Raw genomic sequence first — 24,128 nt, forward strand, 5'->3', positions numbered from 1 at the left:
ATTCGTCGAGTGCGTGTGGCGGTTCAGGCGGCGGCAAGGCTGCGCTGCAGCGCGTTCGCCAGTTCGGCGGCATTGAAGCGGCCGTTGAAGATATCGGTTCCTGGCTCAAAGGAGTTTCCCGCCGCGAGTTCGCCGGCGTCCACGGAGTCGAACCCCAGCGTGTCAATGAAGCCGGCCACCAGCTCCTTGGCCAGATCGTCATCCCCGGCAATGGCCAGCGCCCGCCGGTCCGGAGTTCCCGGCTCCGCGGCATCCGGTTCCATCTCGTGGTATCCGATGTGGTTGAAGGATTTCACCACGCGCGATCCGTCCAGGTATGCGGACACGACCTCGCTGGAAGACAGGTTGGTGTTTTCGAAGTCGGCAATGTCGCCGTCGGTTGCGGCCCAATAGTTCATGGCATCGATGACAACCCTGCCACTGAGAGCACCCGCGTCCAAGGTCTTGTACCTGTGCAGCGGAATGGCGACAACCACCAAGTCCGAAGCGGCAGCCTCGGCTGCGTCGACGGCCACCGCGCCAGGGGTGACGATCTCGATGATCAGCTCGTTATCGGCGGCCGGCTTGGAGGTGGCGACCTTGACCAGATATCCGGCGGCAATCGCCAAGCGGGCAATGGCCGTACCCACGCGGCCGGCACCCAGGATGCCAACGGTCCCCCGCGAAGCCACGTGTTCTTGTGCGCCGATATCCATGCGTCCTGCCTTCCAAAGATTTATGTTGTATTACAGACTATATTCCTCGCAGATCATCTGGGCAACTTCACAATGTCGGGTATGATTGATGTCATGGCTTCCACACAGCACGCGCCCCTCGCATTCGAAAAGCCGTTGCCGGGATTCATCCCCGGCGATCTCGCTTGGCACCTGGGAATGATCCTGCGCGGACACCAAACGCATTTTGCCGAGGCCGTGGCGGAAATGCCCTGTTCGGTGCGCGGCTACCAAATGCTTTCCACCGTGGTTTACCACGACCCAGCCAACCAACAGGCACTGGGGGCACACCTCGGTATCGACCGTACGGTGTTGACCTACCTCATTGACGATCTCGTGGCCGCCGACCTCGTTGAGCGAGTTCCCGCCCCCACGGATCGACGGGCCCGGAAAATCGTTGCCACGAAGCGGGGTGAGGCCCTGCTGAAAAGGCTCGAGGCCCGCGTTGCCGCGACCGAGCAAACCCTGCTCACCGAGCTCGATGCACGTGAAAGCGAGCAACTCGCCCATCTGGTCTCCAAGCTCTCGATGGCGATCCACCGCGCGCAGCCCGGAGCCAACCCCTGCGAGGCCATGGACCACCTGGGCTAATCGCCCGGCCTGCGGGGCCAGCCCACGCCGACGTCACAGGCGGATGGTTCCGGTCACTAACCGTGAACCGAAAGTCGCCAACACCATAGACTCGTGACATGAACGCTGGCGACATCACATTCCACACCCGCAAATGGGTCCGTCCCGAAGACCTCAATGCCAACGGCACGCTCTTCGGCGGCAGCCTGCTGCGCTGGATCGACGAGGAAGCGGCAATCTACGCCATCGTCCAGTTGGGCAACGGCTTTGCGGTCACCAAGTACATGTCCGAAATCAACTTCGTCTCCTCGGCGCAGCAAGGCGACCTCATCGAGATGGGCCTCACCGCCACCCACTTCGGCCGCACCTCGCTGACGATGCGCGCCGAGGTCCGCAACATGATCACCCGCCAGTCGATCCTGACCATCGAGAAGATCGTGTTCGTGAACATGGGCCCGGACGGAACCCCCGCCCCCCACGGCTACTCGGAGATCACCTACGACCGCGACCGGATCCCCGGCGAGCACCTGAAAATCAAGCAGCCCGAGGAGCAGTAGTCCGCCACCCTGGCATCCAACGCCAAGAACGCCAACGCACCGATCGTGACCCTGCTCCGCAAAGCGAATCCAGCGCTCCTGGCCATCGCTCACCGTGCCATGGTTCGAGTTCAACATCGTTGCCATTCCACAGCCAGAGACTCTAGACCGGAACCGTCTCGACACGCATCCTCCATTGCCAGCGGATTCCCAGCAGACAGCTAGGATATGTCCAACGATCATGCACTTCACAGGGGGACAAAACGATGATTCGAGCCACGAAGGCGGTTGTATTATTGGTCGCGGTCGCCATGTCGCTCGGAGGCTGCGCGCTGATCGGCGCCAGCGAAGCACCGCGCGATGAGACCGGGACCATCGACAAACAAGCCACTGCTGATGCCTTCTCCATCCGTGTCGGCGACTGCCTCAACGACCCGGGCGAGGGCGACGTCGACCGCGTCTCTGTCGTTCCCTGTTCGGAGCCTCACGAACTAGAGGTCTTTCACGAATTCAGTATCCAAGATGCCGCCTATCCCAACACGGCAGACGCCATGGACGAGCTCACCTATGAGAAGTGCGACCCCGTATTCCGGGCGTTCGTGGGGCGCTCCTATGAGGATTCCCGGCTGGAGTACACCTCCCTGCAGCCCACCGAACTCAGCTGGGCCGACGGCGACAGGGTAGTGCATTGCCTGATTGCCGACCCCGAAAACGGGAAGAGCACTGGATCGCTCGCCAGCTCCAATCGATAGGCCCGTCTAGGACGCCTTGTTCACCGGTCGGAAGACTCCCCCGCCCCATTGGACGCCGCTGCGCATCAGCCACAATTCGCAAGGTCGGATGGTTCCCAACCGGACCTTGTGGCATGGCGGTACGTAGCTGTCGTCGGTCTCTCCGTCGTCGCCGCGTGTCCAGAACTCGTCGTTGATCCTGAACACGTTGGCCATGACCTCGCAATCGCAGTAGCCGCCGAGGGCCGGAAATTTCCGCTCCAGCGAGGTGGCCCGCGGTGCACGAAGATCCCGGTAGGTGGTGCACCACTTCAGCCCACTGCATCCGTGCTCAAGCATGCGGTTGACGTAGCAGGCGAGGCATTCGTAGCGTGGCGGCAGCAGCCTCTTCGCGATCTTGAGAGCATCCTCAAGGTCCGAGACGGTGTATTGGTCCATGGTGAACTCCTTGAATCGGTGGAGTCTTCAGCATGGGTACAACAGCCGAGCTTGGCTCCTTCAAGGCACCTTGATTGTGGACACCGGGCATCACCCAGGCCGTCCTGTGCCGCTGTGAGGGGAAGCCCTGCTCCCCTGCCCGGCGTCAGGCGTTGCCCTGGAACCGCACAATCCTCTCGATGGCCTCGGTCACCGCATCGAATCCGGCGGCAAAACTGAGGCGAACATGGTGCTGTCCGTTGACGTGGTCGAAGTCGTTGCCGGGAACAATGGCCACGCCTTCAGCTTCGAGTAGTGCGGCACAGTAGGCGGCGGCATTTTCATGGGAGCCGAGCTGGTCGCCCAGATCCGCATACAGGTAGAAGGCGCCGTCGGCCGGCGCGCTCTCGCCCCAGCCAAGGCGACCCATGGAGTCCAGCACCGCGGCGCGGGTCCGCGCGAATTCGGCCACCCGCGCTTCGGCCTCGGCGTAGGAGTCCTCGGTGAATGCGGTCAGCGCGGCATATTGCGCGGGGGCCGGCGGGCACAGCGCCACGTTGCCGGCCAGAGCGTCCACGGTGGACAGCATGTCGTCGGGAACCAGCGCCCAACCCAAGCGCCAGCCGGTCATGCCCCAGTATTTGGAGAAGCTGGAGATCACCACGGTGTCGGTGTCCAATTCCCAGGCACTGACCGAGCGACGGACTTCCGACCCCGGTTCCGGGTAGTCGATGCCGTGGTAGATCTCGTCGCTGATCAGCCTGACGCCGCGTTCCTTGCACCACCCTGCGAGCTCCTCGAGCTCACCGCCGGAGACCATGGTGCCGGTGGGGTTTGCCGGGGAGGCCAGCATCAGGCCGTCGAGCCGTCCGTGTTCCCGCCAGGCCGCTTCCAGCAGCTCCACGGTGGGCTGGTAGCGGGATTCCTGCCCGGCATCCAGCTCAATGACATCGATGCCCAGGGTGCGCAGGATGTTTGCGTAGGCGGGGTAGCCGGGGCGGGCCAATGCGACCTTGTCGCCGGCGTTGAACGCGGAGAGAAAGGTCAGCATGAAGGCGCCGGAGCTGCCGGTGGTGACGGCGACGTTGTCCGCCGAAACCTCGATGTTGTACCAACGCTTGTAGTGTCCAGCGATGGCTTCCCGAAGGTCCCGGATACCCAGGGCCGGAGTGTAGGTCAGCGGCGTGCCTGCCGCATGGATCTCGGCGGCCCGCTTGGAGACTGCGGACGGGGCGCCATCGTTGGGCTCACCCGCGCACAGCGAAATGACGTTGCGGCCCGCAGCCCGCAACTGGGCGACCCGGTCCAGGATGTTCATGACCTCAAACGCCGGAACCTTCGCCCGGTCCGCGACCTTCAACTTGCTCTGCACTTTTCCTCCGGTAGCTTGTGCCGTATTGGCGACTTCACCAAGCCTGTCACATGCCGGAGGACGGACGCGCGAAGGCCCCACCGGTGGCGGGGCCTTCTGATCGCTTGAGTGCAGGGGAATTATGCCTTGGATCCGGCAGCGATGTCTTTCTTGATTGCTTCCATGTCCAGTCCCTGGACCTGGCCGATCAAGGCTTCAAGCGCCTCGGCGGGCAGTGCGCCGGGCTGGGAGAAGACGAGGATTCCGTCACGGAACGCCATCAGCGTGGGGATCGAGGTGATGTTCGCGGCGGCGGCCAGCTGCTGCTCGACCTCGGTGTCGATCTTGCCGAAGGTGATGTCGGGGTACTTCTCGCTGGCGGATTCAAACACCGGTGCGAAGTTGCGGCACGGGCCGCACCATGCGGCCCAGAAGTCCACGAATACGGTGCCGGGTTCGGTGATGGTGGATTCAAAATTTGCGGAATTGAGTTCAACGGAAGCCATGCGTGCTTCATCCCTTCGGGAGGTGTGGTTGCCGCGGATCACGAGCGGATCCGCAAATAGGTCAACCATGCGCGCAACGGTAATATTCCTAGGGAGTTCGTTCAAAATCTTCCAAGGGAGTCACCACATGTGCAAGAAGGTCACCTGCGATAGCTGCGCCAAGCCAACCTGGGCAGGCTGCGGCGAACACATCGAGGATGCGCTCGGAGACGTCGCGGTCGCGGATCGCTGTAGCTGCGTCTAATCAGGACGACTTGGACGGAGAGGGTTTCAATCCGTCACCGCCGAATCCCCAGTTGGAGGCGTCGGCCAGTACAAGGCCCCCGACATCCAACTCGTTGATCGGCATCAGGATGCGTTAGTGATCACACACGTGCCCGAGCCCACGAGCAGGGGAAAGGTGGCACGGGCGGTCGAGACCTTGGAGGACCAGCCGGACGAGTGCCCGGCAGATATTCCGACGTGGGCCGTTCCCCCGAGAAGCCCGGCCAGCAGACCGCCCTGGAACGTGCTGGTGTAGGGGCCGGGATCCGCGCCCGTCGTCGAAACCCCGTTTCCCTCGGACACTTGGGCCAGGGTGGCCACACTGGTTCCAGACCAGAATTGTGCCCCGGCACGGGTGTATCCGGCTGATGGATAGTGCCAGGTGAGAATGACCCTGGGTCTGAGACTCAAGTTGACCAAGACGCTCTCCGCCGTGCAGCTGTCGATGACCGGGGCCGGAACCACCAGCGCAGAGAAGCCCGCCGAGGCGTGTTCGGCATCCGTCCAGGCGGCCGTGGTTGCCGCGGGCGGGACCAACGCAACCAGAAGCCCGGCACACATCGCCATGGCAACGCCAAGGCGCCGTCGGCTGTGGCGCTGCCTTCGTGTGTTCAGGTCCTGGGACGCGGCAGTGTTCATCGGTTCCGCTTCCTTCGCATTCTTGCCGCGCCGGCCAGAGCGAGGCCGAGACCGACGGAGCCCACGGCTGCGAACAGGGCCAGGATCGGGTTGGTCCCGGTGGGGGCCAGCGGGCCGACCGGCCCGGGCGAGCTATTGACGTCATCGCCGAATCCCGACGCGTGAACTTGCAAGTGGACCGGTCCTCCAGCGGCATCCGGGGCGCTGGCCTCCGGCAGCCAGAGATCGAACAGCAGCCAGCGTTCCTCCCCCGCGGACATGGTTGTCATCTGCCGTTTGGCCCCGTCAACGGCAATCGGACCAGCGACCTGTAGCTTGTCGGTTCCCCCGGTGCAGGTCCCCTCGACCCATCGCCGGTCACAGGAACGAATGGCCGCATGCAGCCCCAGCCCCGCATTCCCGTTGCCCAGCAATTCAATCCGTACAACGCCGGTGCCCGGTTCCTCGGCGGCAACACCGACCTGCCATTGCACGGGTTCCCCGGGCGCCAGCTGGGCCATTGCAGCGTGGTCGCCGATGGAGGTCATCCTCAGATGCCCACTCGCAACGATCTCCTCCGTAGTGCTCTGGGCCGGAGCGGCCAAGGCGAATCCAAGGGCCAGGGGCGCGACAAGGAAGACCAGCGCGGAGTGCGAGCCGTTTTCGGGTTGTCCCGGCACGCGAACACGCTCGCCGTCACCGGTTTCGTCACCGCCCTCGGCCTCGCGCGGCCAGAACGCCCACGTGACCAGCCCCGATGCGCCAAGTGTCAGGAGGGCCAGCACCCACGGACTGGAGAACCACACCACTCCGTACGCCAGGTTGGGCACGGAGCCCATGACAATCCGGACATTACCGACGGTGTACGGGGCCGGGTCCTCGGCCTCGTTGGCGTCCCCCTTCATGGTGATAACGCGCTCGGCCGGTGACGGCCCGCCCGCCACGGAGGTCACGCGGTGGGTGATGGGGAGGGCAGCCGGGCGGCCAACCGTCACGACATCCCCGACCCGGATCTCTGGTGCGGGGATTTCGCGGACCACGGCCAGGGATCCGGCAGGAATCGTCGGGCCCATGGAACCGGTCTTGAACATGATCAGGGAAATGTTGAAGGCGAAAGCGAGAATGACCAGCAACACGCAGATGAGTCCGCCGAAGGCCGCCAGGCTCAAAACGGCATCGCCAAGGAACCTTCCCGCGCCCCGCATGCGTCTATCCATGTCCGGCCCTGCTAATCGGCCGTCGCCGCAAAGACCCAACGTCCCGTGAGCGTGGTGCCCTGGGCGGCGTTGGGTGCGGTCGTGGGCAGGGTGACGGCGAAACAGTAATTGACAGCGGAAGCCCCGTTGGCCGCCAGCGCGCTCTTTGCGGTGGATCCCGTGGTCAGCGTCGTACCGGTGTCGACGATCGGCGTGCCGGCGGCGAAGGTGGTGGCGTTGCAGGTGGTTCCCGCAACCGTACGAACGCCGTAGCGCAGGTAGGAGCCGAGCCCGCTGGCGTTGCCCGCATCCGCTGACACCTGCGCGGAGCCGGCCACGCTCGATGCTGTCGTCTTCACCGAGTACAGCGCGTACACCGTCATGCCCGGCACCATGGCGTCCGGGGTCACGGTGAACAATAGCGAGGCACCGGGCGCGGTCGGATGGTCGCTGAAGCCGGTGCCGTTCGTGCTTCCAACGATCGAGAAGGTGCCGGCAGTAAAGGATCCGGAGGCGTGTTCTTCATCGGTCCACGCAGCAAGTGTTGCCGTGGTGCCGACGCCGAGCACGAGGCCGCCGGCGAGCACTGCCCGCAGGCGGGTGAAGCGCCGCCTGCGGGCCGGCGTCAGATCGCGTCGCATCCGTCAGCTTAGGGAGTCGATGTGCCGACGAATTCCCAGGTGCCGACGGCCGTTGTGTCTTGGGCAATGGTCGAGCTGGCGGTTACCTGCAGGCACAGGAACACATCGGCGCCCGGGTCGGTGCCGGGTGCGGTGCTCTTCGCCAGCGTGAACGGGCTTGCGCCGGTGACCGAGTCCAGGGGCGTGCCGGCCGGGACGATTTGCGTGCCGGTTGCGGTCGGGGTGCAGGAAGCGAACGAATCCACCTGCACGATTCCGTAGCTGAGCTCGAGCGCGGCGGTGCCCGAAACCGTGGCCGAGGCCACGCTGACCTCTGCGTTATTGGTGGTATCCGGGTCCAGGTGCATCACGAACGGCGCGGCAACCGTGTCGGTGGGGCTGAGGCCATCGAAGCCGAGGGAGAAGCCCAGCTGCGCCGGCGCGCCCGCTGCGTGGTCGCTGAAGTCCGTGCCGTTGGTGCTGCCCTGCATGTTGAAATGCCCGGCACCGAATGTTCCCTGTGCGAATTCGGAGTCGTTCCACGCGGCGAGCGTGACCGCCGCACCGACACCGAGTACCAATCCACCGGCCAGTATCGCCCGTACCTTGCGGTTCTTTTCCTTTTGAGACATTCGCTCCCCCTGAGCTAGAAAGACCGTGGAGATGCTGGATATTTCAAGAGACCCAGACCGTGAAACACCGTTTCTCGGCGTCTCACTCCACCAACTCACGCTAACAGCGGCCAAATGCCAAAACAGTACGGTTTCGGGATTTTGGCGAAACGATGGCCAATATCTAGGCAAGTCTGGACGATCGACGCTAACGGCTGACTACATGGAGCCGAATGGAGGTTGCCCGGCGGCCAAACGGCCAGCTTAATAGGCCGATCAGCTACCCAAACGACGCAAGTAGAAGCGCATGGGAAAATGCCGGATCCGCCGCGGCAGGATGCGCACGGAGAACCGCGCGCCGCGCAAAACCAGGTCCATCCGGCGTTGCTGACGCGGACCGAACGCGAAGCCGTACATGACCCGCACCGGCTCGGGCAACAGCCCGATGGTCATCAGCCGGACCAGCGGCATCGCGGCCCGGATCCACAGCGGTGCATGTTTGGCGGCGAGGAGTTCATGGGCGACCGCACGGACCGGCGCGTCGACCCTTAATTGCCCAAGCGTCTGGGCCCAGTAATCCGCGAAGTCGGCCCGGGTGGCCGGCCAAAGGTGAGCGGGCATGCCCAGCTCGGTGCCCAGCTGCGCGTAGTTGAGGTACAGCGCCTCGGCGGTGTCGTCGTCGAGCGGCGGGAACACCGCACGCTGTATCGTCATGGCCGAGTCGTAGAGCGTTGCCGCAACCCACAATTGCAGCTTCGGGTCGCGCGCGGAATAGGCGGGGTGCGAACCGTCCTTGGCGGCGGGGGCCTTGACCGGCGCGTGTGCGGCGTCGACGATCTCGCGGACCTTGGCCCGCTGCGCATCGGTGCCGTTGCTCAGGGCGTAGATGTACGTCAAGGTGCCGTTGAGGCGGCCCAACGGATTGACGGCAAAATTCGAATGCCGGGCCACGCCGTGGCCCACCCCGGGCAGCGCGAGCTGCAACAGGATGGCGCGGCCACCGCCCAGCAGGTAGACACCTTCCGGGGCGTAGCGGGAGAGCACCGATTCGGGTGGCGCTTCCGCACCCCGGGAATCCCCCGTGCCCGCAGCCACTGCGCCGCTACTTCTTGCTCGGACGCACCGGGTGCTGCGACAGGATGGACACGCGGTTGAAGGCGTTCATGGCAATGGCGGCCCACTGGACGGCGGAGAACTGCGCATCGTCCAGCACCAGTCGGGATGCGGCGAGCTCGGCAATCCGGGTCTCGGAATCGGGCAGCACGGTCGCTGCCTCGGCGACCGAGAGTGCGGCCGACTCCAGGTCATCGAACAACTCGGTCTCGCGCCAGGTGGAGAGCACCGCCAGTCGCTGGGCGGTCTCGCCTGCTTCAAGTGCCATCCGGCCGTGCATGTCCAAGCAGTACGAGCAGCCGTTGATCTGGGAAATGCGCACATTGAGCAGCTCGATGAGCCGGGTGCCCAGCCCGGCAGCTGTCGCGGCTTCCTTGACCTTGAGCGAAAACGCGTTCAGCGCCTTCCAGCTGCCGGGATCGGACTTGTCCAGGAAAAACGGTGCTGCCAGTGACACTTCTCGACTCATCTCATCAATGGCACCTGTGCGCCCCAACGTGTTGCCTAAAGCCTACTCGGCGGCGGCGAGCTGGCCGCAGGCGCCGTCGATTTCCTTGCCGCGTGTGTCGCGCAGCGTGGTGGGCACGCCGGCGGATTCGAGGCGGTCGATGAACTCGGCCGTGACGTCTGGCTCCGAGGAAGTCCAGACCGATCCCGGGGTCGGGTTCAGCGGGATCGGGTTCACGTGCACCCAACCGCGGCCTCGGGCGTTGAGCTTGCGGGCCAGCAGGTCCGCGCGCCAGCCGTGGTCGTTCATGTCCTTGATCAGCGCGTATTCGATGGAGACGCGGCGACCGGTCTTCACGTAGTAGTTGAACGCGGCGTCCAGCGCCTCGTCGACCTTCCACTTCGAGTTCACCGGGATCATCTCGTCGCGCAGCTCGTCGTCCGGGGCGTGCAGCGAGAGCGCGAAGGTGACCGGGACGCCCTCTTCGGAAAGCTTGTTGATGGCCGGGACCAGGCCCACGGTGGAGACGGTGATGCCGCGGGCGCTCATGCCCAGGCCCTCGGGGGCCTCGGCGACCATGCGGTGCACGGCGTTCATGACGCGCTTGTAGTTGGCCAGGGGTTCGCCCATGCCCATGAAGACAATGTTGCCCACGCGCTCTTCCGGGTGCTTCTGGCCACCCAGGCCGCCCTCGGCGATCACGCGGTTGGCCTGGACGATCTGGTCCAGGATTTCGGCGGTGGACATGTTGCGGGTCAGTCCGGCCTGGCCGGTGGCGCAGAACGGGCAGTTCATGCCGCAGCCGCACTGCGAGGAGATGCACAGGGTGATGCGGTTGGAATAGCGCATCAAGACCGACTCGACCAGCGAGCCGTCGAAGAGGCGCCAAAGGAACTTGATGGTTCGGCCATCGTCGGTGGCCAGGCGCTTGACCTCGGTGAGCAGCTTCGGGAACATGACTGAAGCCAGCTCGGCGCGGCGGTCCTTGGGAAGGTCGCTCATCAGCTCGGGATCGGTGGTGTAGTGCTGGAAGTAGTGCACCGAGAGCTGCTTGGCCCGGAAGCCAGGCAGGCCCAGCTCCTTGAGCTTCTCGGCGCGCTCGGCCAGGGTGAGATCAGCCAGGTGCACCGGAGGTTGGCTGACGCGGGCCTTGGCGGTGAACTGGAGCTGCGGGCGGCCGTCGTCGCCCATGGCCTGCTTCCACCCCTCGGCGGTGGGGCGCACCTGTGCGCGGCCTTCGGCCTTGGCACGGGATTCGGAGATGCGCATTTGCTGGGCACCCTGGGCCGCGGCCTGGGCGGCGCGGCGGGCCGCGGCGTCCTCTGCGGCGGGCGCAGTAGTGGCAGGCTCGGTCACTGGGGAAATTTTGGGGGAAGTCATCTCCTCCATTCTCCCATGCATGTCCAGAGTGTGGGCGGTGAGATTGGGCACCACCGACTGCCGCAGGTTCCGGCAGACGCCCCGCAATCTGCCGGCGTCGTCCCACGGCAAAGCACCTCCCCGCCGAAGCGACTTCTACAGCACAGCGACCCGACCCGCCAGCCCCAACTCACCAGTGCTTTGCCCGGCATGGGGGCGTAGCGTGGGAAACATGGACGCGACGCTACTGCACACAGACGTTTTGGTAATCGGTGCCGGGCCCACGGGCCTGATGGCGGGGGCATGGCTGCAGAAGTTCGGGATCGACTCGAAGGTCGTTGACCTGAAGAGCGGCCCGACCCGCGAATCGCGCGCCCTGGCGCTGCAGGCGCGCAGCATGGAGATCTACCGCCAGCTGGGGCTGGCCGACGAGGTCAAGGCACGGGCGGTTCCCACCGGCGAGATGCGCCCGGGCATCGGTGCCCGCAGCTTCAAGAGCATCAAGCTCAACCGGCTCGGCTACGCCCAGACGCACTACGCGGGGCTGACCATGCTGGAGCAAAGCGCCAACGAGGAACTGCTGGCCGAGTACCTCAAGAACGCGGGCAACGAGGTGCTGTGGGAGCACGGCTACGAATCCTTCGCCGACACCGGGGACCGGATACTCATCAAATGCAGCGGGCCGCAGGGTCCGGCGCACATCTCGGCGCGCTACGTGATCGCCGCGGACGGCGCCTCGTCCCCGATCCGCGAAGCCCTGGGCATCGCATTCGAGGGAACGACCGACGACGAGGTCTTCTACGTCCTCGACGCCCAGGGCGTCACCGGCATGGGCTCGGGCATCAACCTGCGCTTTTCGGACGAGAACTTCATGCTCGGCTTCCCGATGGGCAACGACGAGAACGGCGGCGAGCGCCGCCGGCTGCTGGGCATCCTGCACGAGCCCAAGGACTCCGGCCAAGAAAAGCCCGACATCGACGAGGACCGCGCGCGGGCCAGCCTCCGCAGCGAGTTCGGCGTCAGGTATAACTCGGCCCAGTGGTTCACCACCTACCGGGTGCACCACCGCGTCGCCGAGCACTTCGGACGGCGCCGGGTCTTCCTGACCGGGGACGCCGCGCACATCCACTCGCCGGTCGGCGCCCAGGGCATGAACACCGGGCTGCAAGACGCGCACAACCTGGTGTGCAAGCTGGCCGACGTCTTGTCCGGACGCATGCCCGAGACCTACCTCCAGCGCTACGAACTCGAGCGCCGCCCCGTGGCGCTGCGCCTGGTGGCCACTACGGACCGGCTCTTCGCATTCGCCACCTCGAGTTCGCTTCTGGCCCGCACGGTGCGCACGCGGGTGCTGCCCGTTCTTTGGCCCGCGGCGGTGCGCCTGGTGGGCAGGATCCCGGCCGGGCGCCGCTTCTTCGGGTACCTCTCGCAGATCCGCATCCACTACTGGATGGATGACAGCGCCAAGGACCGCGCCGCCCTTGCCAGCGGCTTTGCCCGGACGCGCCGCCGCGGGAAGGTGCTGGGCCGCCGCCTGCCGTGGGTGCCCAACCGCACCGGCGAGCACGCGGACAACTTCGAGGTGCTCAACGACGCCAACTGGCAGGTGCACATCTATGGTCCGGCGGGCCGGGACCGCGGGGAGCAGCTGGCGGCCGAGTACCGGGTTCCGCTGCATGAATTTGCCGCCGCACCCAAGCGCCTCCTGCCCAACGGCTCGGTGGTGCTGGTGCGCCCGGACATGTTCGTGGCCCACTTCGAACAGGTCCCCGCCTGACCGCTCAGCCGTTGACGGCCAGGACGTCGGCCAGTTCCTTGCGCTTGACGGCGAGCGCCGCGTCGGTGGTCCGGATGAACACGCTCAGCCACCCGAAGACGATGCCCACCACCGCCAGCTCGAAGGCCGTGAGGTTGTAGTAGGCCAGCGGCTGCCAGAGCAGGGCCGCGCCCACCAGCCCCAGGAAACAGGCGAACGAGAACAGGTGGAACACCCAGGGAAATCCGGGCAGCCAGAGGGCGGCGCCCAGGAGCAGCACCACGATGAATCCCGCGGCGATGCGCACGATTCCCGAGTGCACCGGCGCCGAGACGTTGAACGGGATCAGCCCGATGCCGATGACGCAGCCGCCCAGGCCCAGCAGGCAGGTGCGCACCACGGCCGGGCGCGGCCGGATGATGCGGGGCCGCGGCCTGCCATGGGCACGTGCCAGCTTGTCGTGGATGCGCGCCATCTGGATCACGTCGCGCACGATGAACGCGGTCAGGGTGCTGAGCACCAGGCCGGAAACGACCAGGGTGACGTTGAAGGTCCAAAAGGACGTGAGCCCGGAGTCCCTCGTCCCCAGCGCGGAAAACATAGATTGCCACCAGTAGGGATTTTCCGCGCCCAGCATGCTGATGAACACCCCGGTGGTCATGAAGGCCGCCAGCAGCGTGGAGAGGCTTTGCCCCGTCACCCGCGCCGAGGACAGAAGGGCCACGTAGGCGGCGATCCCGGCGGTGATGCCCAGCATGAGGCTTGCCGCATACCTGTCCACGGTCAGCCCCAGAAAGGCATCCTGGAAGATCCGGAAGGTGACCAGTGCGGCCATGGCGGAGATTGCCGCGTGGAGGATCACCAGGGCCGCGGCGTTGATGATCTGCCGGTACAGGGGGAAGTCCAACAGCCAGGGCTCCGTCTTGCTCAGCACCTTCAGGTACCCGAAGATGCTGCCTGCCGATGCGGTCAGTGCCGCAAGGATCGCGGAGAAGACGCCCACCGAACGGTAGCCGGCCAGGTCCGGGCGGTGGTTCGCGAAGCCAACGAGCCCGACCACGACGCCGAGCACCGTGCAGCCGAACCCGAGCCAGAGGGCCCAGCTCTCACTGCGGAACTGCATGTCCGCCGATTCGTTCCGGCGCCGGGGGCCAAGTTCAATATCCACACCGTCGATTCTTCCATTTTTCGGGAACCCGCTTGTAGGCCCGTGGTCTCGGCCTGGCCGAATGGTGCGCAAAAGATTTCTTTACGCACTATTGACACATGCTCATAAACTGCGCATGATTAGTTTATGAACAAGAAGAAGCGTACCCCGATCGACGAAGCCCGCGAGCTGCTGGAGGATGTCCCCTCCGACCCGCTGGGCGCGGTCGAACGACTGGGAGAGGTCCGCGAATTGATTGACACCGCACTGAACGAGGAGATGGCCAAGGCCACCCTCGAGGGCGCGTCGATCCGTTCGGTGGCCGTCCGCGCCGGGCTCTCGCCCAACGCGGTCCCCCCGCGGCTGGCCCGCACCTCGCAGCTCTCCAGCTACACGGATGCCGGCGGCAAGGTGTCAAGCTCCTCCATCGAGCGGGCCCGCTATGACTCGGAAACCGGGCGCCCCGCGCCCACCGAACCGATGACCTTCAAACCAAGGCGCTCCAGCTAGAAAAAGCGCCGCTTCCCGAAAGGCACTCGTCATGTCAAACAATGATTCAGCACTGCTTGTCTTCCTGCTTGACCGTTCCGGTTCCATGTTCGACATCAAGAGGGACATCGAGGGCGGCCTGAACGCCTACATTGCCGAGCAGAAGGCGCAGCCCGGCACGGCCACCGCGTCGCTTTACCTGTTCGACGACCGCTTCGAGGCCGCCTACCGGAACATGCCGTTGGCCGAGGTTCCACACTTCAACCTCGAGCCCCGCGGCACCACCGCGCTGTATGACGCCATCGGCCGGACCATCACCGATGTCCGCCAGCAGATCGCCAAGCTGCCCGCCGACAAGCGCCCGGGAATTGTCCACTTCAATATCGCCTCGGACGGGCTCGAGAACGCATCGACGAAGTACACGCAAAGGTCCATCCGCGAGTTGATCCAGACCCAGGAAAAGGTCGACAAGTGGGTCATCTCCTACATGGGCTGCGACCAGGATGCCGTCGAGGTCGGAACGAGCCTGGGGGTCTCCCCCGACCGCTCACTGACCTACACCCGGGACACCGCGGCGGAGGCCATGGACACCTACAGCCTGATGACCACATCGGTCCGCGGCGCCACCCGGCGCGGCGCGGACTGGGACGAGGTCCTCGCCGAGGGCGTCTTCACCGAGCGCCAGCGCAAGGACACGGGCAAGTGACATGCGGCCCAACCTGAACTGGGTCACCAACGACCTGGCCGTGGGCGGTGACCTGGACGAAGACATCGATATCTGGGTCCCGCAGCTTCAGGAGATCATCGACGCGGGCATCACCCACGTGGTGGACCTGCGCATCGAGGCCAACGACGCCCACATCTGGCAGGTCGCCCGGATCAAGTACGCCTGGCTGGGCACCGACGACGCCGAGGGCCACGTCGTGGCCCCGGAGGTCTTCGACAAGGGAGTTCGGTTCGCCCGGCTGGCGGCACGCGACGGCGGAAAGGTGCTGGCCCACTGCCACATGGGCATCAACCGCGGCCCATCCATGGGGTTCGCGATCCTGCTGGATCGCGGGCACTCCCCCATCGAGGCCTTCGACATGATCCGCGCCGCCCGCCCGCAGGCCTTCATCGCCTACGCACAGGACGCGCTCGCGGCCCACGTGGCCCGGCAACTGCGCAAGGGCGGACACCCGGCCAACGCCCAGAAGCAGGCGCGGGCACTGCAGAAGCACATCGATGAGGTGCTCACGCCCAGCGCCGTGGGGCGCATCCGCCACGTGATGCGCCAGAACCACCGGCGCGACCTGGGCTTCTCGGCCTGAGCCCCCACTCACTGTCGGCCGGCGAGCGCGAGGTGCCGCGCTCGCCGGCTACTGCGCGTTCGAACCCACCTGTCCCAGGCGCTTGGCCAGGTAGGGCGCGGTCCTGGAATCCGGGTGGGCGGCCAGCTGGTCCGGCGTGCCGGTCGCGACGATCGTCCCTCCTGCATCTCCCCCGTCCGGGCCCATGTCGATGACCCAGTCGGCGGCGGCCACCACATCCATGTGGTGCTCGACCACGATCACGGTGTTGGATTCATCGACCAGCCGGTGCAGCTGGCCCAGCAGCAGTTGCACGTCGGCCGGGTGCAGGCCGGTGGTGGGCTCGTCGAGCAAGTAGAGCGTGTGCCCGCGCCTGGCGCGCTGCAGCTCGGTGGCCAGCTTGATGCGCTGGGCCTCGCCGCCGGATAGCTCGGGCGCCGGCTGGCCCAGCGAAAGGTAGCCCAGTCCCACGTCGCGCAGCGTCTCCAGCGACCGGGCGGCTGCCGGGATCCCGGCCAGGAATTCCGCGGCGGCATCCACACTCAGTGCCAGGACCTCTGCAATGTTCTTGCCCGCGTAGGTGACCTCAAGGGTCTCGGGGTTGTAACGCGATCCGTGGCACACCGGGCACGGACCGTAGCTTCCGGGCAGGAAGAGCAGTTCCACCTCCAGGTAGCCCTCGCCCAGGCACGTCTCGCAGCGCCCGCCGGCCACGTTGAAGGAGAAACGTCCGGCACCATAGCCGCGCTCGCGGGCCAGGGGTGTCTCGGCGAAGGCCTTGCGCACCGCGTCGAAGAGGCCCGTGTAGGTGGCGAGGTTCGAGCGCGGGGTGCGGCCGATGGGCTTTTGGTCCATGGAAACGATCCGGTCGATCCGCCCGGCCCCTCGCACCTCGCGCACCGTTGCCCGGGCAGCATCGGCGGCCGGGTCCCCGACGCCGGCGTCGGCGGTTCCGTCCTCCCCGGCGCCGCGCAGCTTGTCCTTGAGTCCATGGGCCAGCGCCTGGCTGACCAGCGAGGACTTGCCGGATCCGGACACCCCGGTGACCGAGCTGAGCACGCCCAGCGGGAAACGCGCGTCGAGGTCCGCCAGGTTGTGCAGGGAGATCCCGTCCAGTTCCAGCCAGTGCCCACTCGTCCGCGGCGCACGCGTCACCGCGGCGTCCTCGCGGGGCTCCAGGAAACGCCGGGTCACCGATTCATCCACCCGCGACAGCCCGGCCACCGGGCCGCTGTAGAGCACTTTGCCTCCCCCGGCCCCCGCCCCGGGGCCCACGTCGATGATCCAGTCGGCGCGGGAGACCACCTCCATGTTGTGTTCCACCACGAAGACCGAGTTTCCGCCGGCCTTCAGTGCCTCGAGCACCTCCAGCAGCGGCGCCGCGTCGGCCGGGTGCAGGCCCGCCGAAGGCTCGTCGAGCACGTAGATGACCCCGAAGAGACCCGAGCGCAACTGCGTGGCGATGCGCAGGCGCTGCATCTCGCCCGGGGAAAGCGTCGGGGTGCCGCGGTCAAGGCTCAGGTATCCCAGGCCCAACCCCGTGAGCACCTCGATGCGCGAAAGCAGATCGGCGGCGATCGACGCGGCGACCTCGTGTGCGGGTTCCTCCCCGGGCTGCGGCCGGTTCTCGGCGACCGGACGCAGCACCGCGGCCAGGGCGTCGAGTGCCGTGGAGTTGAACTCGGCGATGTCCAGCCCGGCGAAGCCCACGGCCAAGGCCTCCGGGCGGAAGCCGGTGCCCGAGCACGCTGGGCAGGGACCGGTTTCCATGAACTGCAGCGCCTTGGCGCGCATCGATTCGGACTTGGAATCCGCCACGGTGTGCAGCACGTAGCGCCGAGCGCTCCAGAAGCGGCCCTTGTAGGGTTTTGCGACCCTGTCGCGCTCGGGCGTCACCTCCACAACGGGCTGTTCGTCGGTGAACAGCAGCCAGTCGCGCACCTCCCTGGGCAGTTCCTTGAAGGGCACATCCACATCGTGGCCCAGGTGCGAAGTGATGTCGCGCAGGTTCTTGCCCTGCCAGGCTCCGGGCCACGCGGCGATCGCCCCCTCGCGGATGCTCAGGGAGGGGTCGGGAACCAGGGAATCGGCGGTGACGGTGTGGGCGACGCCCAGCCCATGGCATTGCGGGCAGGCGCCCACCGCGGTGTTCGGCGAAAAGGAATCCGAATCAAGGCGGGGCGCCCCGTCCGGGTAGTCCCCCGCGCGGGAGAAGAGCATCCGCACCGAGTTCGACAGCGTGGTCAGCGTGCCCACGGTGGAGCGGGAACTGGCGGTGCCGCGGCGCTGTTGCAGGGCCACGGCCGGGGGCAGGCCGGAAATGAACTCGACCTTCGGCGTGTGTCCCTGGGCGATGAGCCGGCGCGCGTACGGTGCCACGGATTCCAGGAACCGGCGCTGCGCCTCGGCGAAGATGGTGCCGAAGGCCAGCGAGGATTTCCCGGATCCGGAGACCCCGGTGAAGGCCACGATGGCATCGCGCGGGATGCGCACCTCGACATCCTGCAGGTTGTTCTCGTTGGCGCCGCGCACATGGACGAATCCGTCATGGGTGCTTGGTGCCGGGGTGTACTCGGTGTCCTGCCCAATGCTGTTCACCATCCCCACCCTAGGTCCGGGGCATGCCCGATCTCCAGCCGCGTCGTGGTTTGAGTGCTCCACCGGCCGCGTCGCCGGGTCCTGCAGTGGTGCGTCGCATAGGGTTTTTTCACAATCACCCCCAGCAGAGGAACGGACATGGCCAAGCACAGCGACACCGCCAAGACGACCGAGGACAGCGACAAGGAGTTGCACCGCAAGTGGAACGAGTTGCTGCAGGAGATGCGCGTGATGCAGACCGGCGCGCAGATCCTCGCGGCCTTCCTGGTGGTCCTTCCCTTCCAATCCCGCTTCGACACGTTGGAGGTTCCGGACGAGAGGTTCTATCTGGTGCTGTTGGTCGCTTCCGCCCTGTTGATCATCATGCTGGTGACACCCGTGGCCGTGCACCGCCACTTCTTCGGGCAACAGCTGAAGGCCACCACCGTTCACCTGGGCCACGTCATCTCCAGGCTGGTCGTCGTGGGGGTGGGCGTGCTGGTCGCCGGGTGCGTCTGGTTCGTCATCCAGGTCCTCCACGGATGGCAAACGGGTCTGATCGTGGGAGGAATCCTGATGGCTGCAGCACTCTTCCTGCTGCTCGTCCTGCCGCGGATAGTCACCCCGCGCTCGAAGCTCCCGGCGGATTGAACGGCCGAATTCTCGAATTAACCCACCGTTGTTTTCTATTCGCGAAAACCCCGGGCGTTTCGGCCCCTGTGCGTGATACCTTGCTGTCACCGCTACATCACATGGATATCCACGGAAGACTGCCCAGCAGTCGATAATCGAGGAGGCAGTAATGGCAGCAAAAGCAAACGCAGGATTCACGGTTCCGGGAATGACCCTGGCCAACGGCCACAAGGTTGCGGGCGCGTTGCAGATGCGGATCCACGCATTCAACGACCTGCAACTGACCCTGAAGCACGCACACTGGAACGTGGTGGGACGCGACTTCATCGGCGTCCACGAGATGCTTGACCCGCAGATCGACCTGGTCCGCGGCATGATCGACGCACTGGCCGAACGCATGGCCACCATGGGCGTGGCACCCAATGGCCTGCCCGGCGCCCTGGTCGCGGCACGCGCCTGGGACGACTACGAGATCGGGCGGGCCAGCACCAGCGAGCACCTCGCCGCCCTTGACCTGGTCTACACCGGGGTCATCACCTCGATGCGCAAGACCATCGAGGAGGTCGGCAAGCTGGACCCGATCACCGAGGACATCCTCATCGGCCAGACCGCAGCGCTCGAGCAGTTCCAGTGGTTCATGCGATCGCATCTGGAAAACAGCGCGGGCGACCTGGCCAGCGGTGGTGCCCGCACCGAGAAGGGCGCGGCCAAGAAGGCCAAGTAGGCCAAAACGCAAGACGAAGATCGGGGACGGAAGGGCATGCGCTTCCGTCCCCGCCCTTCGTTCGCGCTGTGCCCTTGACCGGCGAATGTGGCACTGGCAGTCTCGAAGCCAGGGAGCCGGCCGGACCACGGCTGGCGCATGCCACAAGCCGTGGGAGAGCTCGCAAATGGAAACAAACCAGGAATCCACGAAGAGCGCCGCCATGCGCATTGTTCCGGCCAACCAGGCCAGCAGCGAGGACCTGGAGAAGATCTTCGGCACCCGCGGCGATCCCGGCCACTGCCGATGCCAGTGGTTCCAGAATCCCGGAAAGAGCTTCGGGGCGCTCACCGATGAGGAACGGGCCCAGCGGCTCCGTGATCAGACGGCATGCGGAACCCCGCGGGCCAAGAAGACCAGCGGGCTGGTCGGCTATCTCGAGGACGAGCCCGTCGGCTGGTGCGCCGTGGAGCCGCGCACCGCCTACCCGCGGCTGCTCGGCTCCAAGATCCCGTGGGCAGGGCGAGACGAGGACAAGGACAGCGAGGATGTCTGGGCGGCGGTCTGCTTCGTCACGCGCACCGGGTACCGGCGCATGGGTGTCAGTCGGGCCATGGCGGTCGCGGCCGTGGACTTCGCCCGTGACCGCGGTGCGCGCGCACTGGAGGGATACCCGAGGCTCTTGGAAGAGGGCAAGAAGTCCATGTGGGGCGAGATGTTCGTGGGCAGCCGGTCCATCTTCGAAGAGGCCGGGTTCAGCGAGGTCAGCCATCCGACACCGCGCCGGCTGGTCATGCGCATCGACTTCGAGGGCGAGCGCCACGAACGAACATAATCCGGCCCCATTTTTTCGGTGCGGCATCTGAGCCCGATGCCGAATTTGAAGTTGTCGCACCGGCCTCGGACTCGGGACCTTGAACCTTAGAGCCTTCCGGCCGTGATGACCCGTTTCAGGAATTGCTGGGTGCGTTCTTCCTGGGGATTTTCAAACAGTTCCTCAGGCGTTCCCCGCTCAAGGACCTTGCCTTGATGCAGGAAGCAAACCTGTGAGGCAACTTCTCGGGCAAAACCCATCTCGTGCGTGGCCAAAAGCATGGTCAACCCACCCACTGCCAGTTCCCTGATCATTTCGAGCACGTCGCCGACGAGTTCCGGGTCCAGCGCTGCGGTGATTTCATCGAGCAGGAGAACCTGCGGGTCCATGGCCATGGCACGGACAATCGCTACGCGCTGTTGCTGGCCCCCGGACAAGGCGTCGGGGTAGGACGCAGCCTTGTGGCGCAGACCAATCTTGTCCAGGAGCTCGAGGGCCCGCTGTTCGGCGGCTTCCTTGGACATTCCCCCGATCAGGGTGGGTGCCAGTGTGATGTTCTTCAGCACCGACATGTGGGGAAACAGGTTGTAGGACTGGAAGACGATGCCCACTTTCCGCCTCAGGACGTTGAGGTTCACGCCCAGGCCGGTGACCTGGTCGCCATCAACCAGGATCTCGCCGGATTCAATGGTCTCCAGTGCGTTGATACACCGCAGCAGCGTTGATTTTCCAGAACCCGAGGCACCGATGAGGCAGACCACCTCGTGGCGGGCCACTTCCAGGGAAATGCCCTTGAGGATCTGGGCGGATCCGTATGACTTGTGCAGGTCTCGTATTTGCAGAAATGACATGGTTTTCCTAGTTTGATCCTGAACGCTGACGGGCTTGATCCTTTTCGATCATCCTGTCGACGAAACGGGACTGCGGAATGGTGATTAGCACGAAGACGATGGCGACTACTGTCACCGGTGAGAGGTTGAAGACGGCCGATCCGACGAGGCGCGACTGCGTAAAGGCATCGATGACGCCCATGACTCCGATCAGGGCTGTGTCCTTCTGGAGCCCGATGAAGTCGTTGAGCAACGGCGGAATGACGCGGCGGACCGCCTGGGGAATGATTACGGTGCGCAGGGCCTGCGGATACGACAGCCCCAGCGAGCGGGCAGCCGCCCACTGGCTGCGATGGATGGAATCCAGCCCTGCCCGGTACACCTCCGCAACGTATGCGCTGTAGGTCAGGGTCAGAGCAAAAATGGCCAGCACCACCGGTGGGAGGTCCTTGAAAAAAGGAACCTCGGCAAGAGACAAGCCAAATCCCACGAGGTAGAGGACGATGATGCCGGGGATGGCGCGGAAGACGTCGGTATACAGGACGGCCAAGAAGCGCAGGGGGCGCCCCGCCCTGCCCGGAAGCATGCGCATGATGGCTATCACCAGCCCGAGCACCAACACCAACGCCTCGGCGCCGATGGCCACCTGGACGTTGACCCAAAATGCGCTCAGCACATCGGACCAGGCCTGGGCGATGAACTCGGGACGCAGGAATGTGCGGGCGATGGCGCCGTCGTTAGTGCTGACAAAGGCGACCAAGGCCGCGAGGACAATGATCGCAACCGAGTATCCGAGGCTGGTTAGAGCCGATTCGCGGCCAAGTGCGGCATGGCGCCTGGCGATGACTATGCCGTTGTCCCGCAGGGCTCCATGGGACTTGCGGGCGCTTCTGAGCGCCTGGACCGATGGCACCAACGGCATCCAGGTCGCGAGCCAGAGGACCACGAACAGTGCCTTGACGAACCCGCTGGCGGGTTCCGGAAACATGTAGGCGTAGAGCCACTTAAGTGCGTAGAAGGACATCGCCGCGGTAAAGATAACGACGATGACCGACGCCGCGGTCAGCGGCACCACTGCTGGGGGTTGTGCCTGCGGCGCTTGAAGCCGCGCGACGTTCGTGTCTTGGGTGGGGATCATGTTGATCATGGGACCTCGAACACCGGAACCTTGGCGGGATCGCCGCCGAGTGTGGGGCCCAGCCAGGAGGCGGAAAGCTTTTCCAGCGTCCCATCCTTGCCCATGGCGGCGATGGCCTCATCCATGGCGGAAGCATTGGCGGACCCCTTGGGATAGATGGCTCCGTATTGTTCTCCGGTTTTGTACTGCCCGACGACCTCCATGGCGCCCCCGGAACCACTGGCGAAGCCAAGCATGATGGCTGTGTCCTGGATGGCTGCATCGATCTGGCCCGATGCCACTCCCGTGACCATGGCGTCGGTTTCCTGGAAGACACGGGCCGGCGTGCCGGGCTTTAGCTTCTCCTGGGCGAAAGTCACGGCCGTCGTACCTAACGCCACCCCGATGGTCTTCGACTGGATGTTCTCCGCACTGACGTCGGATCCCTTCTTGACCAGCACCGAAACGTTGGAGTCATAGTAGGGCTCGGAGAACTGGACGACCTTCTTGCGCTCCGGTGTAATTGACACCTGCGCCATGGCGATGTCGAACCCGTCTGTTTGCCCGGCTGCCAGCGCATCGAAGGAGGCATTGGCCACCTTGAGTTTGCCAAGTCCCGCGCGATGAGCGATGTTTGCCGCCAGGCAGAACTCAAAGCCACCAGTGATCTTGTCCGGCGAAATGCCCTTCCACCAACCGGGGGAAGGCAAGTTCGTTTGCACGGTGAGAGTGTCAGGAGTGACGGGGTTGAGCTTGATTGACCCGGCCGTGCCGTACACCTCGCACTCGCCGAAGGCGGCGCCTCCCCCGTCCTGCGCCTGGGTTGAGCCGCCGCATCCGGTCAAAGCCAAGGTGGACGCTGCGGCAAGCGCCACCAGTCCCCCTAATCGTTGTCTGGCCATGGAAATCTCTCACCCTTCGATCGCTTGCGATGTGCCTCTTACTGAACCGTCATACAGCTAATACGTAGACTGTGCCGTGCGTCACGCGCATTGTCAACGAAACGACGGAACATTTCCCCTCGCCTCCACTCCCGTCGATTGAGGATAGAGTGCCGGTATGACCAGGAAAACTGCACAGGCGCGCCGCGTTGAGGTACTCGGGGAAACCGTCCGCCAGATTCGGGCAGGGGGGATGTCAGCCCTGCGCGTTGCGGATGTGGCTGCAGCCATGGACGTCAGCGCGGCATTGATCATTTACCACTTTGAAACCAAGGAAAAGCTCTTGGCCGAAGCCTTGATGTACGCCGCCGAAAGCGACTTGCGCAAGCTGGGTCGAATCATGCGCGAATCCGGGACTCCGTCCACCAGGGTCATGGCCGCACTGGAGTGGTACGCGCCCACTGGCCGAGCCAGGGGCTGGCAACTGTGGATTGACGCGTGGTCCTTCTCCATGCGCGACAAGGTGTTAGCCAAAGTACTTGTTGACCTGCAGGGCCAGTGGACGGACGCGATCGCGGGCGCCATCGACGAAGGTGCCGCCGAGGGCATTTTCACGACCGAAAACTCCCGCGATGCAGCCACAAGACTGACGTCGATGCTGGACGGCTTGGCGGTGCGGATGCTCGTGCACCAGGAGCGCATCGGACGCGTCGAGCTGCACGCCTGGCTGGCCCGCCAAGTGGAGTTGGAGCTCGGCGGGAAGGCCTAACGGGCGTCTCTTCCGGGGTCCATTATTCGATCCCTTGACAGGGCCGCGAGTGCCATGCAGACTGAATAGC

General features: G+C 65.2%; 27 protein-coding genes. 11 read left to right on the top strand and 16 right to left on the bottom strand.

Features of this window, described 5'->3' with window-relative positions:
• Window positions 1-23: 23 nt before the first annotated feature.
• Window positions 24-695: an NADPH-dependent F420 reductase gene (locus tag ACIPVK_RS08655; protein ID WP_407611564.1), complete on the bottom strand. Its 672-nt coding sequence runs from the start codon at window positions 693-695 to the stop codon at window positions 24-26.
• A gap of 93 nt (window positions 696-788) precedes the next feature.
• Between ACIPVK_RS08655 and ACIPVK_RS08660 the strand changes: the two genes are divergently transcribed.
• The 3 genes from ACIPVK_RS08660 to ACIPVK_RS08670 all read left to right on the top strand — a co-directional run bounded on the left by ACIPVK_RS08660 (window position 789) and on the right by ACIPVK_RS08670 (window position 2,571).
• Window positions 789-1,304: a MarR family winged helix-turn-helix transcriptional regulator gene (locus ACIPVK_RS08660; RefSeq protein WP_407611565.1), complete on the top strand. Its 516-nt coding sequence runs from the start codon at window positions 789-791 to the stop codon at window positions 1,302-1,304.
• 98 nt (window positions 1,305-1,402) lie between these two features.
• On the top strand, window positions 1,403-1,840 hold the full coding sequence (locus ACIPVK_RS08665) for an acyl-CoA thioesterase (protein WP_407611566.1): 438 nt from the start codon (window positions 1,403-1,405) through the stop codon (window positions 1,838-1,840).
• Between the two features lie 245 nt (window positions 1,841-2,085).
• The gene (locus tag ACIPVK_RS08670) at window positions 2,086-2,571 is read left to right on the top strand and encodes a septum formation family protein (RefSeq protein WP_407611567.1); all 486 of its coding nucleotides are present in this window, start codon (window positions 2,086-2,088) and stop codon (window positions 2,569-2,571) included.
• 6 nt (window positions 2,572-2,577) lie between these two features.
• Here ACIPVK_RS08670 and ACIPVK_RS08675 read toward each other — a convergent pair whose 3' ends face one another.
• The 10 genes from ACIPVK_RS08675 to rlmN form a co-directional block, all read right to left on the bottom strand.
• Entirely contained in the window at window positions 2,578-2,988 is a 411-nt protein-coding gene (locus ACIPVK_RS08675; RefSeq protein ID WP_407611568.1) for a DUF2695 domain-containing protein, read from the bottom strand.
• 145 nt (window positions 2,989-3,133) lie between these two features.
• Entirely contained in the window at window positions 3,134-4,339 is a 1,206-nt protein-coding gene (locus tag ACIPVK_RS08680) for a pyridoxal phosphate-dependent aminotransferase (protein ID WP_407611569.1), read from the bottom strand.
• A 119-nt stretch (window positions 4,340-4,458) separates the two neighbouring features.
• Window positions 4,459-4,824, bottom strand: coding sequence for a thioredoxin (gene trxA / locus ACIPVK_RS08685; RefSeq protein ID WP_407611570.1), 366 nt, complete (start codon window positions 4,822-4,824; stop codon window positions 4,459-4,461).
• Window positions 4,825-5,172: 348 nt separating this feature from the next.
• Window positions 5,173-5,727: a hypothetical protein gene (locus tag ACIPVK_RS08690; RefSeq protein ID WP_407611571.1), complete on the bottom strand. Its 555-nt coding sequence runs from the start codon at window positions 5,725-5,727 to the stop codon at window positions 5,173-5,175.
• Window positions 5,724-6,923 carry a signal peptidase I gene (locus tag ACIPVK_RS08695; protein WP_407611572.1) on the bottom strand — a complete coding sequence of 400 codons (1,200 nt, stop codon included), beginning with the start codon at window positions 6,921-6,923 and terminating at the stop codon, window positions 5,724-5,726. Before ACIPVK_RS08695 ends, ACIPVK_RS08690 begins: the two co-directional genes overlap by 4 nt.
• An 11-nt stretch (window positions 6,924-6,934) precedes the next feature.
• Window positions 6,935-7,543 (bottom strand): SipW-dependent-type signal peptide-containing protein, encoded by a 609-nt coding sequence (locus ACIPVK_RS08700; RefSeq protein WP_407611573.1) that lies wholly within the window; start codon window positions 7,541-7,543, stop codon window positions 6,935-6,937.
• Between the two features lie 8 nt (window positions 7,544-7,551).
• Window positions 7,552-8,154: a SipW-dependent-type signal peptide-containing protein gene (locus ACIPVK_RS08705; RefSeq protein ID WP_407611574.1), complete on the bottom strand. Its 603-nt coding sequence runs from the start codon at window positions 8,152-8,154 to the stop codon at window positions 7,552-7,554.
• Window positions 8,155-8,409: 255 nt separating this feature from the next.
• Window positions 8,410-9,228 carry an oxygenase MpaB family protein gene (locus tag ACIPVK_RS08710; RefSeq protein ID WP_407611575.1) on the bottom strand — a complete coding sequence of 273 codons (819 nt, stop codon included), beginning with the start codon at window positions 9,226-9,228 and terminating at the stop codon, window positions 8,410-8,412.
• A 7-nt stretch (window positions 9,229-9,235) separates the two neighbouring features.
• Window positions 9,236-9,715: a carboxymuconolactone decarboxylase family protein gene (locus ACIPVK_RS08715; RefSeq protein ID WP_407611576.1), complete on the bottom strand. Its 480-nt coding sequence runs from the start codon at window positions 9,713-9,715 to the stop codon at window positions 9,236-9,238.
• Window positions 9,716-9,757: 42 nt separating this feature from the next.
• Entirely contained in the window at window positions 9,758-10,963 is a 1,206-nt protein-coding gene (gene rlmN / locus ACIPVK_RS08720) for a 23S rRNA (adenine(2503)-C(2))-methyltransferase RlmN (RefSeq protein ID WP_407611631.1), read from the bottom strand.
• Between the two features lie 322 nt (window positions 10,964-11,285).
• Between rlmN and ACIPVK_RS08725 the strand changes: the two genes are divergently transcribed.
• The gene (locus tag ACIPVK_RS08725) at window positions 11,286-12,830 is read left to right on the top strand and encodes an FAD-dependent monooxygenase (protein WP_407611577.1); all 1,545 of its coding nucleotides are present in this window, start codon (window positions 11,286-11,288) and stop codon (window positions 12,828-12,830) included.
• 4 nt (window positions 12,831-12,834) lie between these two features.
• Here ACIPVK_RS08725 and ACIPVK_RS08730 read toward each other — a convergent pair whose 3' ends face one another.
• Window positions 12,835-13,977 carry a hypothetical protein gene (locus ACIPVK_RS08730; protein WP_407611578.1) on the bottom strand — a complete coding sequence of 381 codons (1,143 nt, stop codon included), beginning with the start codon at window positions 13,975-13,977 and terminating at the stop codon, window positions 12,835-12,837.
• Window positions 13,978-14,103: 126 nt separating this feature from the next.
• Between ACIPVK_RS08730 and ACIPVK_RS08735 the strand changes: the two genes are divergently transcribed.
• Genes ACIPVK_RS08735 through ACIPVK_RS08745 form a run of 3 tightly spaced genes read left to right on the top strand, consistent with a single transcriptional unit; the run spans window position 14,104 to window position 15,755 of the window.
• Window positions 14,104-14,466 (top strand): hypothetical protein, encoded by a 363-nt coding sequence (locus ACIPVK_RS08735; protein WP_407611579.1) that lies wholly within the window; start codon window positions 14,104-14,106, stop codon window positions 14,464-14,466.
• Window positions 14,467-14,497: 31 nt separating this feature from the next.
• Window positions 14,498-15,151, top strand: coding sequence for a VWA domain-containing protein (locus tag ACIPVK_RS08740; protein WP_407611580.1), 654 nt, complete (start codon window positions 14,498-14,500; stop codon window positions 15,149-15,151).
• 1 nt (window position 15,152) lies between these two features.
• Window positions 15,153-15,755, top strand: coding sequence for a dual specificity protein phosphatase family protein (locus ACIPVK_RS08745; RefSeq protein WP_407611581.1), 603 nt, complete (start codon window positions 15,153-15,155; stop codon window positions 15,753-15,755).
• Window positions 15,756-15,803: 48 nt separating this feature from the next.
• On the opposite strand, the gene ACIPVK_RS08750 is transcribed toward ACIPVK_RS08745, so the two are convergent.
• The gene (locus ACIPVK_RS08750) at window positions 15,804-18,335 is read right to left on the bottom strand and encodes an ABC transporter (RefSeq protein WP_407611582.1); all 2,532 of its coding nucleotides are present in this window, start codon (window positions 18,333-18,335) and stop codon (window positions 15,804-15,806) included.
• Between the two features lie 135 nt (window positions 18,336-18,470).
• Here ACIPVK_RS08750 and ACIPVK_RS08755 point away from each other — a divergent pair, with 135 nt between their 5' ends.
• The 3 genes from ACIPVK_RS08755 (at window position 18,471) to ACIPVK_RS08765 (ending at window position 20,482) form a co-directional block, all read left to right on the top strand.
• A complete protein-coding gene (locus ACIPVK_RS08755; RefSeq protein WP_407611583.1) occupies window positions 18,471-18,962 on the top strand; it encodes a DUF6328 family protein in 492 nt (163 codons plus the stop codon).
• 151 nt (window positions 18,963-19,113) lie between these two features.
• Window positions 19,114-19,668, top strand: a complete 555-nt coding sequence (locus tag ACIPVK_RS08760) for a Dps family protein (RefSeq protein ID WP_407611584.1) — start codon at window positions 19,114-19,116, stop codon at window positions 19,666-19,668.
• A gap of 166 nt (window positions 19,669-19,834) precedes the next feature.
• Complete coding sequence (locus tag ACIPVK_RS08765; protein ID WP_407611585.1) at window positions 19,835-20,482, top strand: GNAT family N-acetyltransferase; 648 nt, start codon at window positions 19,835-19,837, stop codon at window positions 20,480-20,482.
• Window positions 20,483-20,568: 86 nt separating this feature from the next.
• Here ACIPVK_RS08765 and ACIPVK_RS08770 read toward each other — a convergent pair whose 3' ends face one another.
• Genes ACIPVK_RS08770 through ACIPVK_RS08780 form a run of 3 tightly spaced genes read right to left on the bottom strand, consistent with a single transcriptional unit; the run spans window position 20,569 to window position 23,187 of the window.
• Window positions 20,569-21,312 (bottom strand): amino acid ABC transporter ATP-binding protein, encoded by a 744-nt coding sequence (locus tag ACIPVK_RS08770; RefSeq protein ID WP_407611586.1) that lies wholly within the window; start codon window positions 21,310-21,312, stop codon window positions 20,569-20,571.
• Window positions 21,313-21,319: 7 nt separating this feature from the next.
• Complete coding sequence (locus ACIPVK_RS08775; RefSeq protein ID WP_407611587.1) at window positions 21,320-22,438, bottom strand: amino acid ABC transporter permease; 1,119 nt, start codon at window positions 22,436-22,438, stop codon at window positions 21,320-21,322.
• Window positions 22,435-23,187: an ABC transporter substrate-binding protein gene (locus ACIPVK_RS08780; RefSeq protein ID WP_407611588.1), complete on the bottom strand. Its 753-nt coding sequence runs from the start codon at window positions 23,185-23,187 to the stop codon at window positions 22,435-22,437. The genes ACIPVK_RS08775 and ACIPVK_RS08780 overlap by 4 nt, the downstream gene beginning before the upstream one ends.
• Window positions 23,188-23,467: 280 nt before the next feature.
• On the opposite strand from ACIPVK_RS08780, the gene ACIPVK_RS08785 reads away from it, so the two are divergent.
• Entirely contained in the window at window positions 23,468-24,058 is a 591-nt protein-coding gene (locus tag ACIPVK_RS08785) for a TetR/AcrR family transcriptional regulator (protein ID WP_407611589.1), read from the top strand.
• Window positions 24,059-24,128 lie beyond the last annotated feature (70 nt).

Origin of the sequence: Paeniglutamicibacter sp. MACA_103, from assembly GCF_045798555.1 — a bacterium.
Classification (GTDB): Bacteria; Actinomycetota; Actinomycetes; order Actinomycetales; family Micrococcaceae; genus Paeniglutamicibacter.